Here is a 17908-nt window from a genome sequence, read left to right on the forward strand (position 1 = left end):
CGGCTGGACCTATTCCGCCCATCCGATCTGCGCTGCCGCCGGAATCGCCAATCTCGAGCTGATCGACGAACTCGGTCTCATCGAAAACGCCGGTACCACCGGCGCCTATTTCCGCGAAAAACTCGCCGAAGCAGTCGGCGGCCACCGGCATGTGGGGGAGGTTCGTGGCGATGGTCTTATGGCAGCCGTGGAGTTCGTCGCCGACAGAGACGATCGCCGGTTCTTCGAACCGAGCCAAAAGATCGGCCCGCAGGTTTCCGCCGCGCTGGCCGAGCATGGCGTCATCGGCCGTGCCATGCCGCAAGGCGATATCCTCGGCTTCGCCCCGCCCCTATGCCTGACGAGGGACGAAACAGATATCGTCGTGAAAGCAGCGGCGGCTGCGATCGAACACGTGCTCGGACGCTGAGGGAGACTGCCATGACCTCGATACCCACAACGATGAGCGCGGTGCAACTCGTCGGTCATGGTGGGCTCGACAAGCTTGTCTACAACGACACTGTTCCCGTGCCGGAACCGACCTCCGACGAGGTTCTGATAAGGGTGACGGCCTGCGGAATGAACAACACCGATGTCTGGGTGCGTCAGGGCGCCTATGGCACGGAGGACGACGCGGCGGCGGTTTCAACCTGGCGCCGCCAGGGCAATACCCTCACTTTCCCACGCATCCAGGGCGCCGATGCAGTTGGTCGCATCGTCGCCGTCGGATCGAGTATCGATCCGGCGCGCATCGGCGAACGGGTGATGGTGGATTTTTCGATCTACAACCGCGACGACGACAGCCTTGCCGACATCGATTACATGGGCCATGGCCGCGACGGCGGCTATGCTCAATATATGGCGCTTCCAGCGGAAAATGCCCATGCCGTCGTGACCGATCTGACGGATGTCGAACTAGCGACGTTCTGTTGCGCCTACCTGACGGCAGAACGCATGTTGGAACGGGCACGGCTGGTCGCCGGCGAGACCGTGCTGGTGACTGGCGCCTCGGGCGGTGTCGGTTCCGCCGTTATCCAGTTGGCGCGGGTTCGCGGCGCGGTGCCGATTGCCATTACCAGCGCGGGTAAAGAGCAGGTCCTTCTCGATATCGGCGCCAGTGCCGTGGTCACGCGCGACAAAGGCGATCTCGTAGACGCAATCACCAGAGCATCACAGGGAAAACCGATCGATGTCGTAGCCGATCTCGTTGCCGGCCCGATGTTCAACGATCTTCTGAAGGTGCTGAAACCGGAGGGTCGCTACACCACCGCCGGCGCGATCGGCGGCCCCGTCGTTCAGCTCGATTTGCGCACGATGTATCTGAAGCAGCTTGAACTGCACGGATCAAGCCAGGGCAGCCGGGCCGATTTCAGGCGCGTGGTTCGCTATATCGAGGAAAACAGAATCCGGCCGCTGGTCGCAGGCGTCTATCCGCTGCGTGCGTTTCATCGCGCCCAGACGGATTTCATGGCCAAGTCTTTTGTCGGCAATCTGGTCGTCGTTCCGGATTGAGCCACTGGTTTTCTGGTTGCCAAAAGCAGTCTGACTTGCCATTCAGCGCGGGTCCCGAGGAACCGGACGCTCCCTGCATTGGTGGCAGTCCGGCTTTGATGCCATATGTGCAAATCAGTCAGCCGCGATAAAGGGCTGAACGATATCGGCTTCGTCTGTGAGCTTGCCCTTTCCACCGAAAAGTCACCGACAAACGGACCGGGGTCAACCATAGTGACGTCGACCGAGCGCCCCGCCGTACCCCCGGCGAACGATCACCTCGCAGACAATCTAGCTTTACGCCGAGTTCCTGTCGGCGAACGATAAAGAGGCAGACTGAACGCGCAGAAGAAAAAGCCCCCGACAGTATTCAGTGGAAGCCTCTCTCATCGTTTAGCAGTCTGAGAATCGCATTTCCAAGAACCTCAGAGGCGAGGGGCCGCACAATTCGGCGGCAGTTATGACCTGCATCCTGCAGCGGGCAGAACACATTAACTCGGCAGGCGGTTACCTTCGCAAACTGACCGCGAGAACCAGGCGCGGCGCGTTCTCCCTCGGACCTGTGCTAATGACGCTGTTGCGCAGGCAGGCTCGTAGTTTGCAAAAGGGATCGTGAAGGTCGGGCGCGATTTCAAAGGTTGCCTGCCGGCAAGAACGGCGATTGGAGTGCAAATCCAACGTGTAATCAGGAATTGGATCAGTACGAGAAGGGCGACCAAATTCGGTCAGTGCTGGTGAAGCCTGTCCTTGACCGAAGCATGGCTGTGTCGATATCCGCCTGTCGCGACCGATGTCGCCCCGGCGACATGCGGGTGTGACGCTTCAAGGTCCATATGGACATGACTGTCGTTTTGTTCCACCGAGGGCCAGAACCGTGCCGCCGCAACCGCTCCGACCGCTGTAAGAGCAGCGAGGAAACCGTATGTCGCCGACAAGCTGATGGTGGCTCCCATCCAGCCAGCCAGCGGATAGGTGATTAGCCAGCACCCGTGTGAAAGTGCGAACTGCGCCGCAAACAGCGCGGGACGATCTTCCGGCGCTGCAGAACGGCGCAGGATGCGACCGGACGGCGTCAGGACGAGTGAGTAACCGACCCCAATGACTGCCCAAAGAGCGACCATTCCCCAATAGGACGTCACCAATAGGCCGGTGAGAAGTGCGACCACCAGAAGGGCGGTTCCTGCGAGCATTACGGGTCGGTCCTGCACGGTTTTCAGCAGACGCGGCAGGGAAAGAGCGGCGATCATGGAGCCGAGGCCGAAGGCAGCCAACGCGATCGCAGTGAACCGTTCTCCCAGACCATAGGTCCCTTGCACCAGGACCACTGTGTTCACGAGCACCATCGAGCCGCCGGCAGCGACCGCGAGATTGAGGGCGAGAAGACCTCTAAGACGCGGCACGGTGAGGAACAGCCGGATGCCGCGCGTCGTTCGCTCAAAGATACTTCGCGGTTCGGACGGTTTCGGATCGGGCAGAAAGACGGAAACGACCAGGGACGCCGACGCCAGAAAACCGACAACAGTCCCAAGGTAAAGGTCGTGGTAGCTCATCACCGCGAGAAGGACGGCTGCGAGCAGCGGACTGCAGACCTTTTCGAGATCGTAGGCCAACCGCGAGAGGGACAGGGCGTTGGTATAGTCATCCTCGTCCCGAAGAACGTCCGGGATTGTCGCCTGAAACGTCGGGGTGAAAGCGGCAGACGCCGCCTGAAGCACGAAGATAAGCACATAGGCCTGCCAAACCCCCGTTACGAACGGAAGACAGAGGGCCACGGCCGCGCGGATCACATCCAGCGAGACCAGCATCGCCCGACGCGGTAGCTGTTCCGTAAAGGCCGTGGCGATAGGAGCCACCACGACGTAGGCGATCATCTTGATGGCGAGCGCCGTTCCGAGGACGGCTCCGGCGTTGCCGTCAGCAAGCTGGTATGCCTGCAGACCCAGCGCCACCGTCGCGAGACCCGTTCCAAGCAGTGCGATGACCTGGGCGAGAAACAGATGGCGGTAGGTCCGGTTCTTGAGAACTGCCAGCACTTCGCTACTCCTGCCCCGGGGTCGTCGCAGCCGGCGCGGCTACCGCATGAGCCGACGGCCCCTGCGCAGTGCTCGGAATGAGCGCCCAAGCGTCGGCGCCCCACTGTTGGTCCAGATCTACGAAATCGGGCATTTTGATTATCCTCAGAGGTACTTCGTGATCGTCTTGAACTCGTCGATCGTCTGTCGCTGTTCTCGTCCAAGCGAACCGACTGTATCTTCGAGGCAGTGATCGAGGTGATCCTGGATCAAGGTGCGTTTGGCGTTGGTGATCGCCTTTTCGACCGCCTGCAGCTGCTGGGCGATGTCCAAACATGGCCGGCTGGCTTCGATCATGGCGATGACGCTTTTCAGATGTCCCTCAGCCCGCTTGAGCCGCTTGATGATGTCGGGGTGGGTGTCGTGCTGGTGCTCATGCTCTGTCATGGTTAATTTCCTATCCTCCTGGAGGGGATAACTCAATTGCCAATCCTGTTTAATATTCGAATGCGAGGAATCCGGATACTGAGGCGACCTCCGATCAGGCGTTGGTTCCGGCTAACGAAATTCAAAGTGGAACGATTGCCGGGAAGGCCGTCCTGACGATCAACGCATGATCATTGATCCTCGTGCGGAGTGGAGGGAGGCCCGCAGGGGCCGCGCTGGTCCAGATTGTATGTCCGACGACGGCGAGCGAGGTCAGCAGGCTTGTTCGCCGTCCAAGAATTCTGCGCCTCATCGCCCTGTCCTTTCCGCTGGGGTGAAGGCAAAGCCGTTTCCATTCCGTGCAATCTCCCCAACGCCCGGATAGGTCCAGTGGAATCCGACGAGCTTTGCCCGCTCGGCCGCGACCCGCTCGAGCAGCGCCAGGCGCGTCTGACACGCACGATTGACATCCATGTCGAACCCGAAGCTCCAGTCGGGATGCTCGACGGAAACAATTTCGCTGGCGATAGCGTCGGCGGTAATCACGAGCGGTGTGTCGCCTTCGAGGACGAAGGAGCTGTGGCCGGCCGTATGCCCCGGCGTTGCTATCGCCTTGATGCCCGGCAGAATCTCGTCGCCGTCCCCGAAGAAGGTCGCGTTGCCGGCAACCGCGTTAAGGTCGCGGCGGGCTCCCTCCACGAAGGGCTGCAGGCCCTCGGGCAATGCCGATGATTCCTCGCCGGTCCAGTATTCGAACTCCCGCCGGCCGACGAAATAGCGTGCATTGGCAAAGCGCAGCGTGCCGTCGTTCCGGAGCATGCCCCAGATATGGTCCGGATGGGCGTGAGAAAGCACGACGGCCGTTATGTCGGCGGCATTCAGGCCCACCGAGTTGAGGTTTTCCTCCAGTTGCCCCTCGGTGGGCTGGAACCGGTTTCCGGCCCCGACGTCGACGAGAATCCGTTCGTTTGCAGTGACGATGAGCGGAATGTTCGACTGCGCCGGCGCGATCGTGCGGTCCCCGTCGAGCCGCAGCAAAATCTCTTCGCGTTGATCCTTCGATCCTTCCGGCGCGAAAATCTCGCCGCCGAGCAGGATCGGTCCGTCCGAAAGCATAGTTATTGCGAACTGGCCGTGCCGAAACGTGAAGAATTCGCTGTGCTTTTTCATGGGTAACTCCTTGTATTGATGTCTTGCGCCGGCCTGGGTTTGAAAACTGACGAAAATGGAATGGCGAGGTTCCGTTTTGTCAGGCGAGAAAGGAATGTGCGGCGAGGGCCGTGAAGCTGTCTGTGCACCGGGCGAGACGCTTGCTCCGGCCAACCTGCCTCGATCGGGTCGAGCGCCGATCTGCCAAGCCGCGGTCACCAGCGATTTCGAAAAGCGTAGATTGGACTTTATGCATCCGGCGTCCGGCAGCGGCGTCGTTGGAAGGTGCGAGGGGGGCCGGCGTTTAGTCGGACGCCTTCGGACTTCCGTCGTAATTTGCAGGCACCCAGTAGAAATTGCCGTCCCGTGCCCTGACGTGCCCGAGCCCCGGGAAGGAAATATGGGCAGCGCCGATCAGATAGCCTTTCTGCGCGGCGTCGGAGAAGATCGCCACGCGTTCAGCAAGCGCGCCACGGGCATCGCTGTCATAGGCCACCGTTACGGCAGGGTCGGGAAACTGGATCTGGAAGACATGCACCACATCCCCCCAGACCAGAAGCTTCTGGCCGTCGCTTTCGACCTGATAGGACGTGTGGCCCGGGGTATGGCCCGGGGTCGGCATGGGCATGATGCCGGGGCTCATGGTGTCGCCATAGGCAAAGGGCTTGAACTTGCCCGCCTTGACATAGGGCGTCAGCGCCGCGCGCTCGCTCTCGAACATGCCAGTCAGAAGTGGAGGCGCCTTCTTCTCGTTCGCTGCGTCGAGCCAGTAGTTGGCATCGGCCCGGCTTGCCCTGACGATGGCGTTCTTAAAGGCGATCTTCCCGCCGGGGGCAATGCCGCCGACATGGTCGGCGTGAAGGTGGGTTATGTAGATCTCGTCCACCTGCTCCGGGCTGTAGCCGGAACTGCGCAGATTGTTGAGGAGCTGTCCGCAGCACTCCCCGTAAAGAGCCCCTGCGCCGCTGTCGATCAGGATCAGTTTCGTTCCGGTGTTGACCAGGAACGCATTGATGGACTCTTGAACCGGAACGGTCAGATTGCTCTCGGCCAGCAGCGCATTCGCCTTTCCCGGTGCGGCCTGATCGAGCGGGACCGGTTCTGCCGGTGTCGCGGGCGTCTTGGTGAGCACCTCGTGGATAGGGAAGGGGTGGGTACCGGCGGAGAGGGCGGTGATCTCGAAATAGCCCAGGTAAAAGCGATAGAAGCCGGGCGCCTGGTGTTCGGCAAACGCCGCCGCCCGTGCCGGCAGGGGAAGGGCGGCCGCGGATAGGAAGATAGCCGCGCATAAGAGTTGCCAAAATTCGGCGGCTGTACACCGGCGCAGTGGAACGGGAAGGAAAGCCATGTCCGTCTTCTCCATGGAAATCGGAGTTCGGAAACTCGCCTTTCGCTGGCGTTTAATCTTGTATGGATGACCTGTTTTTTGCCGGATTCGGCTTCAACCATATTGGCGGCCATCCGGCTGGCGGGCCTCTGCAGCGTTTGTGCAGCGATCGTCCATTTCATGCGCGGGCCGGCAGGAGTTCAGACGGCGAGATGGTCCACGGCAGGATCGACAAACGCCCGAAGCCTTGCCGAACGCCGGATATCGCGGTGATAGTCCATCCAGATATCCCGGGCCGGTGGATTTTCGCCGAGGTCCATGCGCTTTGGGCGCGGCTGCTGGTCGCCGACCGGGCTGGGGCAGCACCGCAATGCCGACGCCGGTGCAGCTCTGGGCCCGCACGTTGCTGTTGTTGGAGCGCAGCGCCACGTGGGCGGCCGGCAGATTGGCCGGAGGGGGCGCGGCAGGAACCCTATGCCAAAGAATAGGGGAACCGATACCAGGGTCCAGGAAAGCCCGTACACTACCTCGCAAAGCGGCCGCATCCCACCATCGGGCGGAAATGACCCGAAGGAGATCGCCGATGCCCGCCCATATCACTCCGTCTGACTCCGGATGCCGGCTTGAGCAAGCGCCGAGTGCAGTGCGGCGATGAAGACGCGCACCTTCGGCAGCACCAGCTGCCGCGTCGGATAGACCGCCCAGATGCCGATCGCCTCCGGCCGGGCGTCATCGAGATCGATGCGGACCAGCCGATCGGCGGCGATGTCGTCGGCAACATACCAGTTCGACAAAAGCGCGATGCCGCCGCTCGCCAGACTTGCAGCGTAGCAGCCAGCGATGCTGCTGCAGGCGAGGCGGGCGTTCAGGCGCGCATGACGGTCGCCTTCCTGCGACTGGAAGGTCCAGTGGGTGGCGCTGCCGAGCGCCAGGCAGTCATGACCGGTAAGGTCGGCGACCACACGCGGCCGGCCGCGGCGGGCTACGTAGTCGGGGCTCGCCACCAGCATGCGAGGATTGGCGGCGAGTTTCTGGGCGACGAGGCTGCTGTCGCGCAGCCGCGCGATGCGGATCGCCAGGTCAGTTCCTGTGGCGACGAGATCGGGGAGGCTGTCGGTCAGGTCGACGGACATGCGCAGATCCGGGTTTTCCTGCAGGAGCGACGGCACGAAGGGCATGACGAATTTCAGGCCGAAGGAGATCGGCACGGAAACGCGCAACAGTCCGGCCGCACCAAGGCTTTCCGAACGAAGGCGCGCCATCGCCGCCGCCTCGTTTTCTACCAACGCCCCGGCGAAGGGAAGGAACGTCTCGCCCTCGGGCGTCAGCGACAGCGAGCGCGTCGTGCGGTGCAGCAGCCTGACACCGAGCGCGGCTTCCAGCGCGGCGAGCCGGCGCGTCGCCACCATGGGCGTCAGGCCGAGGCGCCGCGCCGCAGCGGCAAGGCTTCCCCCCGCGACGGCGGCGGTAAAGACGAGAACGTCATCCGTGTTCATTATATCTAGAACCGTTACACTGGCCGATCAATCTTCATAACTAAATCAATCGCCGAGAAAATGCTACCTCATCCCTATCCGTTCCAAACCAGAAAGGCGACAATCATGGAGACGTCGAGAGCCGACGGCAAAACGGTGAGCCAAGGGCTCGGCAAGGCCGCGCTCTTCGCAATGGCGACGGCGAGCGGCATTGCCGTCGCCAACATCTACTACAACCAGCCGATGCTCGGGATCATCGAAAACGAGTTCAGGCACCAGCCGGTCACCGGCTATATCCCAACGGCGACGCAGCTCGGTTATGCGCTCGGCCTGTTCTTCCTGCTGCCGCTCGGCGATATCCTTCATCGCCGCAAGCTCATCATCGGCCAGTTCATCATTCTTGCCGGGGCGCTGGCGGTCGCGGCCATCGCGCCGACGGCCTGGTCGCTGGTGGCAGCCTCCTTGATCGTCGGCGCAAGCGCGACCGTCGCCCAGCAGATCGTGCCCTTTGCCGCGTCGCTCGCCGTACCGGAAAAACGCGGCTCGACCATCGGCACCGTCATGGCGGGCGTGCTTTCGGGCATCCTGTTCAGCCGCACCCTGTCGGGTTTCGTCGGGGCCCATGCGGGCTGGCGCGAAATGTTCTGGATCGGAGTACCGCTGGCGCTCGCTGGCGCCGTGCTGATGGCCTTGACCTTGCCGGATCATCGCCCGGCATCGCGCATGCACTATCGCACGGCGCTTCGCTCGCTCGCCCACCTGTGGCGTCGGGAGCGCGCTCTGCGCACGGCAGCGTTGATGCAGGCCGCTCTCTTCGGCTCGTTCACGGCCTTCTGGACGATCCTTGCGCTCCAGCTGCAGACGCCGCAATTCAATCTCGGCCCGGACATCGCCGGCCTCTTCGGCATCGTCGGCGCCGTGGGTGTCTTCGCTGCCCCGCTTGCCGGCAAAATCGCCGACCGCCGCGGCCCGCATTTCGTCGTCTGGCTCGGCTCCGTGCTGACGATCGTCGCATGGCTCGTCTTTGGGGCATGGCCTTCGCTCACCGCCCTGGTGATCGGCGTGATCGTTCTCGACTTCGGCATCCAGAGCGCGCTCGTTTCGAACCAGCACATCGTCTATGCGCTCGATCAGGAAGCAAGGAGTCGGCTGAACACGATCTTCATGACGGCGATGTTCCTCGGCGGTGCGGCTGGTGCCGCACTGGCCACCACCGTATGGAGCTCGACTGGCTGGCTCGGGGTCAGCGTGCTCGGCGGGTTCCTCGCCGTCGTCGCGCTGATCGTCCGGCTTCTCGATCGTCGCGCGACCCAGCCAATGGCGACAGCCGACCATTAAGATAAAGCCATCATCGGACCATAAAGGCGCGGCCCCTCCAACCGCGCCTTCGCACTACTTTGGCAGATTCGGGCAAGTCTGGTTTGAGATGATTTTACCGGCCTTACCAACAAAGGCGACCGCTCAGTCCGCGTCGCGCCGCAATACGCTTCGATGCTGGGCAAGAGGGCAAATTGCCAGACGCTGGTGTCTGCGTCTGTTGATGCGAGCACCCCATCCGAGAACAATGCAGTCATCGAGCGCCCGGACCTGAGCCGCTTCGAACTCATCGCTGACGGCGGCGTCCCCGCCGTCTACTACCGTTTGAAGGACGGACGCCTGGTGTTGATCCATACCGAGGTCCCGCAGGAATTGTCCGGCCGCGGCATCGGCTCGCGGCTGTTGACGGGCGTTTTCGACCTCGTGAGAGCCAGCCATCGGAAAGTCGTTCCGTTGTCCCTTCGTGGCCGGCTGGTACGCCCGCCACCCGGACTATGGCGACGTGGTCGATTGACCGGCAAGCGCTCAACCCTGCCGTCAGGCGTCGCCCTTGCCGCGCACGGCGTCGAGGCTGAGCGGACCGCCGCCGGCGACCGCAAGATAGAGGAAAACGAAACAGAAGATGATCGCCGCCGTGCCGCCGTTCTGGGCTGGATAGAAGCCTTGCGGCGCATGGCGCAGGAAATAGGCAAATGCCATGAGGCCGGAGAGAATGAAGGCGGAAAGCCGGATCTTGAAGCCCACCAGCAAGGAAAAACCAAGAACGAGCTCGAAGAGCCCGGCTATCCAGGGCAGCGAACCGACCGGCGGCCCGCCGGCGTCTACTGGAAAGCCGATGATTTTCTGTGTTCCGTAGCTGAAGAGCACGAGGGCGGACACCAGTCTCAACAGGCTGAGCAGATAGGGCACGAGCTGTTTGGTCGAAGGAAGCATCATTATTTCCCTTGCAAAGGACCCGGGGAGATCGGGAAGACGGGATCGTCGCCGGGTTGAAAGAAGGCGGCCCCTTTCGGAGCCCGCCTGTTGTTCAAATGGTGGGGCGAGCTACCGCGCCGCGCGTCTTATCAGACGCGCGGCGCGGTAGCACTTTGAATTGCCGCATGTTTTTATCCTTAAAGCGACTACGATCTAAGGAAACATACAGGAGCACTTACTTGGCTGGGTTGGGGCCGACGCGCTTGCCGTGGTGGATGCGCTCCTCGCCGTTGTGGACCATGGTGACGGCGTAATCGATGCCCATGCCATAGGCGCCGGAATGTTCCTTCACCACCGAGGTGACCGCGCCGTAGGTTTCCTTGCGCGCCCAGTCACGCTGCCATTCGAGCAAGACCTGCTGCCAGGTGACCGGGACGACCCCGACCTGAACCATGCGGTCCATGGCGTATTTGTGTGCTTCGAGCGAGGTGCCGCCGGAGGCGTCGGCGACCATGTAGATTTCGTAGTCGGTGTCATGCATGCAGGAGAGGGCGAAGGTGGTGTTGCAGACTTCGGTCCACAGCCCGGCAACGACGACCTTCTTGCGGCCGTTGGCGGCATGCTTTGCCAACGCATCGCGCACGTTCTGATCGTCCCAGGAGTTCATCGAGGTGCGCTCGAGGATGTCGTTTTCCGGGAAGACGGCGAGCAGTTCGGGATAGGTGTGGCCGGAGAAGGATTCGGTCTCGACGGTGGTGATCGTCGTTGGAATATCGAAGACCTTGGCGGCCTTGGCGAGACCGACGACATTGTTCTTCAGCACCTGGCGGTCGATCGACTGCACGCCGAAGGCCATCTGCGGCTGCTGGTCGATGAAGATGAGCTGGCTGTTTTGCGGGGTCAGGACTTCGAGTTTGCTGGACATGGTTTATCTCCTCTTTGAGTTGGTTGGACTGTCGGGCGTGCGTGCCCCGGCTTCGGCCGGTTTCTGCGGTAAACTTGTTTGGTGAGAAGAGGTGTAGCGCCGTTGATTGCGTCGATGAATTGCAATAAAAGTTTCGATTGAATTGCGTTTTGAGAAATAATCGAGATGAATGACCACAAGGCCCTGCGCATCTTCCTACTTGCCGCCGAAAAACGAAACTTTGCCCAGGTGGCGCTTTCTGGCGACTGCTTTGCTAACGCCGTCGGTCTTCCCGGGCATTCGCGTTGCGCCGCTCGATCACCGGCACTTTAGGAATGACGCTGCTGATCGTCGGCATCAAGGGGCGACTATAGGCCTTGGGCGCCGAGGTCGACACGACGGTCGGCAGGTTGAAAATGCGCGCGGTCTTAGCAAGGGCCGCCGTACTGCCGAGCAGCAGCTGGCGATCCCCGGATCCTACGCCGAATGCGAGTCCGGCCTGTTGGTCAACGATCAGAAGCAACGATTCGTCGGGGTCAGAAGGGGGAAGGGGCGTCATTATCTTTCACTCCGAAGAATAGTCCGATGACCTGGAATAGATAGTTGCCCCGCCGGCAGCTTGAATGAAAAATCGGTATTTTGCCGAAACCACTCAGATTTGCTACTGCATGTTTCCTTAAATCCTGTTCGATTTAAGGGCAAAAACATGCAGTAGTCCAAAGTGATACAGCGAGCTTTGCGCCTCTGATAAGACGCGTGGCGCTGAAGGCCCGCAACCACAACCTGCGCGGGCGACCTCTCCCCTCCACGTTGCGCGCAGTCGCACTCTACCTTCCAGAACGGTTCGGCGAAGACGCAACCTCGCCTCGCGCAGGGTCTTCTCGACTTATATGCTTTTATCCGGATCGCCGTCTGGCGGCTGGCAGGCGTCAAGCCTGAGATTCTGGTCGGTCTCGACAGGTCGGTGCAGATCGTACCGCTCAATGCGAGGGATTCCGACATCGTCAATTTGGCGGCGATCGCCGCCTTTGGAACCGACGGCAGCTGAGCAGAGGTCGGCGGCTGCAGCCAAGAGCGCTGCAGCCCGTGATCCAGGCTGCCAGGCATTGACGAACGTCAGCTGGGATTGCGCTGCTCCGCCGCTTGCACTGGCGTGAGCGGAGGCTTCTCGCGCCATCGTCCAAGACGCCCTTGCTCCTGACCGGCGGCAAAAAGCTGTTGCATGTAGCTTCGATCAAATTCTGATTTTGGGCTCAGTGTGAACTGATCCGGGATAGATGCGTAATAAAGCTGACCGCGGGCGGCCGTCGTCTGAAGCTGCAGGCGCATCAGATCGGAAATCGCCTGATACTTGATCAACGTTTCGATCGAACGGCGGGCGATCCCGAGCGCGGTTTCTTCGGTCGTTGCGTACTGCGGCGTCAATCGCCCGTTGCGGATCAGATAGAGTGTTCGCGAGCGGGCATGACCAAAGTAGCGCCTCTCATATCCGGAGAGCTCTATATTGGGAGGGGCGAAGAAGAGCTGCGCCACTGTCCCGCCGTCGACATGCAATTCCTGCCTGGCTTGACCACCCAGCCTTACATCGATCCGAACCGGTGGGAATACCGCAGGTATGGCCGCAGACGCCAACAGAATGTCGATCATGTGTTCTCGACGATCGGTGCGCGCGCTGGCGGCGATCGCAGACAGGTCCCAGACAACAGGACGCTGGGCATCGATATTGGTGGTTTGGATCAGCAGCCGGCGGCCATTGCGGTACTGCGCCGCAATTTCTTCGACCATTTCCTCGGTGAGATAGCGACCGATCAATTGCCGCAACGGCGCACTATCGTAGAGACCACGGCCCATCACACCGATCAGGCCGAGATTTCTATAGATATCGCGGTCACCATACTGCGTGAAAACTTCGCGCAATTCTCGGTCATGATCCGGACCAAGGAAGGCAAAGGGGGCCGCCAAGGCGCCCGTGCTGACGCCGGTCACGACCTCGAATTGCGGTCGATTGCCCCTCTCGCTCCAGCCCGTCAGGTATCCGGCGGCAAACGCGCCGTCGGCGCCTCCTCCCGAAATGGCAAGAAAGTCGACATGATTGACGGCGGTGGACGGGCGACGTCCTGAGCGAGCCGCATCGTGTGTCTGCGTGTACTGCTGCGCAATGAGCGAACGTAGAGTGGGCGTGACCTCGTCTCCCCAGAAGCGGGCAAGGTCCACGTGCTCGATTTGCACAGCCGACGCCTGTTCTGCCGGAACCGAAATACGCTCAGGCCCGGCGACACATGCCGTCAGTAGACCGGATGCAAAAAGGAGCGGCATGATTGAGGATCGAAATCCCTGATTGCGCGCAAAAATGGCCGCTGACAACGACATCGCCCTCTGATCCCCCATCCTTTTTCTCCACCCCTTGCTTGCGACCGATTTCAGTCGCGTTCGCCGCCCTCACGCAGGCTCGCCGGATATAGTCGACGGCGTATCGCTATAGTGATCGCCAGCAACATTGCGATCAATTCCAGAGCATGGGAGGCGAACGTGCTGCTTGCAAGCACGAGCGCCGCCATGATCAAGAGAAGCCAGTGCATCGAGCCATGTTTGGACGCCCGGTCGCGAACCAGCCAGAGGGTGGTCAGGTACGTCGCGATCGGTATGCAAAAGGCGAGAGCAGCAAGCCGTTGCGAAACGGCCCCGTCGCGGGCGACGCTCAGAAACACCGCAAAACCGGCGGCTGTCGCCGCTCCAGCTGCAAAAAGCAGACAATGTCCGTAGGCCCAGGTCAGAACGGTGCCAAGTTTGCGGCTGAGCAGTTGTTCGTTGCGGTCAAAGTATAGTCCCCACATCGAAAACGCGATGATGGAACACAGGGTCGCCCACCAGAAATGCCTTAATTCTGGGGTCGCCGGGCCCGAGATAATCAAGGCGATGGCGGCAAAACATTCGCCAAGGACAATGATATTGAAAGAGTTGTAGCGATCGATGATGTGACCATGATGCCAGTTGCTGGCGGTCCCGCGCTCGGCCAGCAGCGGTACGGCCAGCTCGCCAGCGGCGCCGAGCGCAAAGAGCGGAAAGTAAAGCGGCGCTTCAGGGGAAAGTGTGATGATCAGGGTGTTCCAGTAGAACTGCATGCCGCCGATCCCGGCCGCGTAGCGCAGGGCCGCCGGGCGGGCATGCCGATCCCCGTTCGCCGCGCCGAGCCACAGGGCGATCATGCCCAGTCGCATGATGCTGAAACCGATGAGGACGAGCCAATGCGGCTCATCGCCGAGGCCGCTGCGGATCCCTCCGGCAAGAGTAAGCGATCCGAACATGATGACCATCGTCACCACACGGAAGGCGGCCGACTTGTTGTCATAGCCCGAGGCGAACCATGTGTAGTTCGCCCAGGCCAGCCAGGCCATGAAAAAGCTGCACGCAAATCGGACGACGCCAGGCCCGAATTCGCCGGCTTCGATGTCCTGCGCCAGTCCATGGGCGGCGGCGGCCACCGCCACGACGGTGGCAAGATCGAACATCAGTTCGAGGGAGGTCGAGCTGCGGTTGACCTCGTCGCGATCGCGCGGGGCCAGGCTGAAAGCGGCTATCGCGGACAAGGGTGGCCTCCCTTCGAGATCGCGTTTGGAGGCGGCAAAATGACGGCGACCATCGTTCAGCCCGGCTTCTTCGTGTTTTGCGGTGAATAGAAAAGGCCGACCAGGAGCAACATGAAAGCCGGGAAGAGCATTCCCGCAACGCCCACCGTGACTTGCGCAAACGCGCCGCTAGCACACCCCACCACAAAGCCGAGCACCAGGATGATCGACGTCAGCGACTGTCCCCACTCTTCCGGCTTCTCGGTATAGCGGACGAGGCGACGGGCAGCAGCGACGGCGAGGCCGGCGATGTTGCCCGTCATTAGCGAAAACGGTGGCCCGAGCCTTGGGTCGAGACGCTCGATCGCCGTCAACATTCCCATCGCGGTGACGGCGAGAAGCGCACAGGCCGATACCGGCCCGGCATCGAATATTGCAACAAGGGCGGACATCGCGAATGCAGCTGCGGCAATGATGAGCGTCCAGAACGTTGCGCGCTCGAGAGGCTTGATCCAGGCGACCATGATTGCCGCCAAGCCCGCGCCCACCATGAAGAGTGGGAATGTCATGATCTGAAGATCGCGCAGACCACCTTTTTCGTGACCGACCAAGCCCAGCCCGAGGAGCACGACATTGCCGGTGACCAGTCCAACGAAAAGGCCGCCCAAATGAATGAAAAAGAGCGCGTCCGCGAATCCGGAGACGAATGCCAGTACCAGTGAATTGCTTTTCCCGCGAAGTATATTCAGCATTATCTGCGGTTATCCCTTAATGATTGAGACGGATTTCGCCCCTTCTTGATGAGGCCGAGTGTTCACTGCGGTAACTGAAGCCGGGGCGAGCACACATCCAGAAGACCTTAGATCAGGCCCACCAAAAGTCCGGCGCCCAACGACCCGAGATAGAGTTTCATGGGAAGTCTTCCTGTTGCCGGCCCGGTGCTCCAACGTGTGCTCGAAAGTGAAATACGAACCCTTTGGCCAGCGCCTTCACCTCCCTGGTCCGCCTCAACGACAGACCAAGGAGGCGATCGGTGATGCCTACTTGGCTGGGTTGGGGCCGACGCGCTTGCCGTGGTGGATGCGCTCCTCGCCGTTGTGGACCATGGTGACGGCGTAATCGATGCCCATGCCATAGGCGCCGGAATGTTCCTTCACCACCGAGGTGACCGCGCCGTAGGTTTCCTTGCGCGCCCAGTCACGCTGCCATTCGAGCAAGACCTGCTGCCAGGTGACCGGGACGACCCCGACCTGAACCATGCGGTCCATGGCGTATTTGTGTGCTTCGAGCGAGGTGCCGCCGGAGGCGTCGGCGACCATGTAGATTTCGTAGTCGGTGTCATGCATGCAGGAGAGGGCGAAGGTGGTGTTGCAGACTTCGGTCCACAGCCCGGCAACGACGACCTTCTTGCGGCCGTTGGCGGCATGCTTTGCCAACGCATCGCGCACGTTCTGATCGTCCCAGGAGTTCATCGAGGTGCGCTCGAGGATGTCGTTTTCCGGGAAGACGGCGAGCAGTTCGGGATAGGTGTGGCCGGAGAAGGATTCGGTCTCGACGGTGGTGATCGTCGTTGGAATATCGAAGACCTTGGCGGCCTTGGCGAGACCGACGACATTGTTCTTCAGCACCTGGCGGTCGATCGACTGCACGCCGAAGGCCATCTGCGGCTGCTGGTCGATGAAGATGAGCTGGCTGTTTTGCGGGGTCAGGACTTCGAGTTTGCTGGACATGGTTTATCTCCTCTTTGAGTTGGTTGGACTGTCGGGCGTGCGTGCCCCGGCTTCGGCCGGTTTCTGCGGTAAACTTGTTTGGTGAGAAGAGGTGTAGCGCCGTTGATTGCGTCGATGAATTGCAATAAAAGTTTCGATTGAATTGCGTTTTGAGAAATAATCGAGATGAATGACCACAAGGCCCTGCGCATCTTCCTACTTGCCGCCGAAAAACGAAACTTTGCCCAGGTGGCGCGGGAGCTCAATCTGGCGCCCGCGGCGATCACGCGGGCCATTTCCGCTCTTGAAGACGATCTTGGGGTTCAGCTTTTCGTGCGCACGACGCGACAGGTGTCGCTCACGACGGACGGCGCGGTCTTCGCCGCGCAGATCCAACCCGCGCTCCAAGCGCTCGATACGGCCCGCAAAGACGTCATGGACGCCCACAAGGCGGATCAGGGGCGCCTGCGCATCAGCGCGCCGACTTGGTTTGGCAAGGCGGTCCTGCCACCACCATGTCCAGTTTTCGGAAGATTTATCCGAAGATCAATTTCGAGGTTTCGCTGGCGGACGGCTTCGTCAACATTCTCGACCACGACTTCGATCTCGCCATTCGGATCTCCTCCACGCCGTCCGACAAGTTCACGATCTGGCGAAAAATCTGCGTGATCCGTCGCGTACTCGTTGCGGCGCCGGAGAGCCGATTCGCCGCGATGGACCATCCTTGCGAACTGACAGCCGAAGATTGCCTCGCCTATAATGGGGAAAGCCGGCGTGAAACGTGGCAGCTCTCGGACGGCGGTTCGAACATGGAAATCTCCGCTGGCCGCGCCTTTAGCACCAACAGCGGCGACGTGCTCGCGGATATGGCGGCGGAGGGAGCCGGGGTTGCGCTCCTGCCGTTGTTTCACGTTGCCAAGCACCTGGACACCGGGCGGTTGGTGCACGTGCTGCCTCGCTGGTCGCCACCCGAGCTGTGGCTCACCCTTTACTATCCGCCCTATCAGGCGCTGCCGCCGCGGATCGCTACCTTTTCGAAACATTTTGAACAGCATGTGCCCGCTTTCATGGCAGCGCTGCGGTAGACCACGCAGGCTCATGGACAGCATCATGGATAGGCCTCCTAAATGTCGGAGCAAGGCGCCAGGACTGCCCGCTCCAGCGTCACTTGGCGGATCACCGCCCCCGCGAAGCGCGATGAATACAGGCGGCTACCGGGGAGGCTTGGCCGGATGGCGCGAGGGAGGGCCACCCCCTCATCGGTTCCGCTGCCATTCGAAGTTGCTGAACGCGGTCCGGGATATTCCCTTGTAATAGGCGCCACGCTTCGGCGTCGGTTGGTTCACAACGACCTTCGCCCAGGAGGGGCGGGCCTTGCCCATTGATAGGGCACGATCATCGCCGAGAGCGACCGATGAACTGATCAAGATTGAGACTGCCGCTATCGCGGCAGCTCCGGCTATGGGTTTCATTCTTCGATCCTTTGGGTGCGTTTTTTAATTGACGATGCCGTGCGCTCCGCTGCCCGCTGCCGTTAGACTAAACAGCCCAGCAGGCGCAGCCGAGCGCCCCGAAGAAACCCTTGAGATCGGCGATCGGCAGTTTCGAGGTCCAGGCGCCGGCATGGTCGTGACCGTG

Annotated in this window: 16 protein-coding genes and 4 pseudogenes; 7 read left to right on the forward strand and 13 right to left on the reverse strand. The window is 61.2% G+C overall.

All coding sequences use genetic code 11. The annotated features are described in order from the left end of the window. The 3 genes and pseudogenes from ABIE33_RS35050 to repC form a co-directional block, all read left to right on the forward strand. A partial coding sequence (locus tag ABIE33_RS35050) for an aminotransferase class III-fold pyridoxal phosphate-dependent enzyme (RefSeq protein WP_429133624.1) occupies positions 1-409 on the forward strand: 409 nt, incomplete at its 5' end. 11 nt (positions 410-420) lie between these two features. Further along, positions 421-1491 carry an alcohol dehydrogenase family protein gene (locus ABIE33_RS35055; protein ID WP_429133626.1) on the forward strand — a complete coding sequence of 357 codons (1071 nt, stop codon included), beginning with the start codon at positions 421-423 and terminating at the stop codon, positions 1489-1491. Positions 1492-1906: 415 nt separating this feature from the next. Further along, a pseudogene (repC, locus tag ABIE33_RS35060) lies at positions 1907-2086 on the forward strand (replication initiation protein RepC); the annotation flags it as partial. Between the two features lie 109 nt (positions 2087-2195). Here the strand turns inward: repC and ABIE33_RS35065 are convergent. The 6 genes from ABIE33_RS35065 to ABIE33_RS35090 all read right to left on the reverse strand — a co-directional run bounded on the left by ABIE33_RS35065 (position 2196) and on the right by ABIE33_RS35090 (position 7880). After that, the gene (locus ABIE33_RS35065; RefSeq protein WP_429133628.1) at positions 2196-3503 is read right to left on the reverse strand and encodes an MFS transporter; all 1308 of its coding nucleotides are present in this window, start codon (positions 3501-3503) and stop codon (positions 2196-2198) included. Positions 3504-3507: 4 nt separating this feature from the next. Next, positions 3508-3636, reverse strand: coding sequence for a hypothetical protein (locus tag ABIE33_RS35070; RefSeq protein ID WP_429133630.1), 129 nt, complete (start codon positions 3634-3636; stop codon positions 3508-3510). A gap of 11 nt (positions 3637-3647) precedes the next feature. Then, the gene (locus ABIE33_RS35075; RefSeq protein ID WP_429133632.1) at positions 3648-3929 is read right to left on the reverse strand and encodes a metal-sensing transcriptional repressor; all 282 of its coding nucleotides are present in this window, start codon (positions 3927-3929) and stop codon (positions 3648-3650) included. A 288-nt stretch (positions 3930-4217) separates the two neighbouring features. Further along, positions 4218-5078, reverse strand: coding sequence for an MBL fold metallo-hydrolase (locus ABIE33_RS35080; protein WP_429133634.1), 861 nt, complete (start codon positions 5076-5078; stop codon positions 4218-4220). 283 nt (positions 5079-5361) lie between these two features. Continuing rightward, the gene (locus tag ABIE33_RS35085; protein ID WP_429133636.1) at positions 5362-6405 is read right to left on the reverse strand and encodes an MBL fold metallo-hydrolase; all 1044 of its coding nucleotides are present in this window, start codon (positions 6403-6405) and stop codon (positions 5362-5364) included. A gap of 575 nt (positions 6406-6980) precedes the next feature. Beyond that, complete coding sequence (locus ABIE33_RS35090; protein WP_429133638.1) at positions 6981-7880, reverse strand: LysR family transcriptional regulator; 900 nt, start codon at positions 7878-7880, stop codon at positions 6981-6983. 105 nt (positions 7881-7985) lie between these two features. Here ABIE33_RS35090 and ABIE33_RS35095 point away from each other — a divergent pair, with 105 nt between their 5' ends. Further along, complete coding sequence (locus ABIE33_RS35095) at positions 7986-9197, forward strand: MFS transporter (RefSeq protein WP_429133640.1); 1212 nt, start codon at positions 7986-7988, stop codon at positions 9195-9197. A 186-nt stretch (positions 9198-9383) separates the two neighbouring features. Next, positions 9384-9620: pseudogene (locus ABIE33_RS35100) on the forward strand (GNAT family N-acetyltransferase); the annotation flags it as partial. Between the two features lie 93 nt (positions 9621-9713). Here ABIE33_RS35100 and ABIE33_RS35105 read toward each other — a convergent pair. After that, a complete protein-coding gene (locus tag ABIE33_RS35105; protein WP_429133642.1) occupies positions 9714-10109 on the reverse strand; it encodes a DoxX family protein in 396 nt (131 codons plus the stop codon). 217 nt (positions 10110-10326) lie between these two features. Further along, the gene (locus ABIE33_RS35110) at positions 10327-11016 is read right to left on the reverse strand and encodes a hydrolase (protein ID WP_429133644.1); all 690 of its coding nucleotides are present in this window, start codon (positions 11014-11016) and stop codon (positions 10327-10329) included. 165 nt (positions 11017-11181) lie between these two features. Between ABIE33_RS35110 and ABIE33_RS35115 the strand changes: the two are divergent. Next, positions 11182-11280: pseudogene (locus ABIE33_RS35115) on the forward strand (LysR family transcriptional regulator); the annotation flags it as partial. Here ABIE33_RS35115 and ABIE33_RS35120 read toward each other — a convergent pair. From ABIE33_RS35120 to ABIE33_RS35140, 5 genes are all read right to left on the reverse strand, one after another. After that, positions 11270-11554, reverse strand: coding sequence for a hypothetical protein (locus ABIE33_RS35120; RefSeq protein ID WP_429133651.1), 285 nt, complete (start codon positions 11552-11554; stop codon positions 11270-11272). The pseudogene ABIE33_RS35115 and the gene ABIE33_RS35120 overlap by 11 nt on opposite strands. A gap of 557 nt (positions 11555-12111) precedes the next feature. Then, positions 12112-13383, reverse strand: a complete 1272-nt coding sequence (locus ABIE33_RS35125; RefSeq protein WP_429133646.1) for a patatin-like phospholipase family protein — start codon at positions 13381-13383, stop codon at positions 12112-12114. A 32-nt stretch (positions 13384-13415) separates the two neighbouring features. Then, entirely contained in the window at positions 13416-14582 is a 1167-nt protein-coding gene (locus tag ABIE33_RS35130) for a low temperature requirement protein A (protein WP_429133648.1), read from the reverse strand. Between the two features lie 56 nt (positions 14583-14638). After that, entirely contained in the window at positions 14639-15313 is a 675-nt protein-coding gene (locus ABIE33_RS35135; RefSeq protein ID WP_429133650.1) for a YoaK family protein, read from the reverse strand. Positions 15314-15601: 288 nt separating this feature from the next. Beyond that, on the reverse strand, positions 15602-16291 hold the full coding sequence (locus ABIE33_RS35140; protein ID WP_429133644.1) for a hydrolase: 690 nt from the start codon (positions 16289-16291) through the stop codon (positions 15602-15604). Positions 16292-16456: 165 nt separating this feature from the next. Between ABIE33_RS35140 and ABIE33_RS35145 the strand changes: the two are divergent. Further along, positions 16457-17355, forward strand: a pseudogene (locus ABIE33_RS35145) (LysR family transcriptional regulator). Positions 17356-17908 lie beyond the last annotated feature (553 nt).

Source organism: Ensifer sp. 4252 (assembly GCF_050434565.1).
GTDB lineage: Bacteria > Pseudomonadota > Alphaproteobacteria > Rhizobiales > Rhizobiaceae > Ensifer.